This window comes from Bacillus sp. SIMBA_074 (assembly GCF_046534555.1).
Taxonomy (GTDB): Bacteria; Bacillota; Bacilli; order Bacillales; family Bacillaceae_G; genus Bacillus_A; species Bacillus_A mycoides.
In genome coordinates this window covers 1-263 of record NZ_JAWRYM010000696.1, presented here as the reverse complement: position 1 = coordinate 263, position 263 = coordinate 1, and the positions used below count along the sequence as shown (strand labels likewise).

Annotated in this window: 1 protein-coding gene; it reads left to right on the top strand. The window is 64.3% G+C overall.

Translation table 11 applies throughout. From position 1 onward, the window contains the following. Positions 1-263 (top strand): hypothetical protein (locus SB773_RS32570; RefSeq protein ID WP_410594524.1); only part of this gene is annotated, 263 nt, incomplete at both ends.

Here is a 263-nt window from a genome sequence, read left to right as displayed (position 1 = left end):
GAGATGCCAGTGGACGATTTTTTCAGCGCCCGATCCGGGCATCGCGTCTCCGAGACGCAGCAAGACAGCTTCCACGCCATGCCCGTGGCCGAACTCTCGGCCAAGCAGCGGATGGTGATGGACTGCTTCGATTCGCCCGAGACGTTGCTCACCCGCGAGGACATTTCGGCGCGGACGAATCTCAAACTCTCCAGCGTGTGCGGTCGCGCACGCGAACTGCTCGATGCCGGCCGCCTGGCGAAGCGCGGCACGCGCAAATGCAC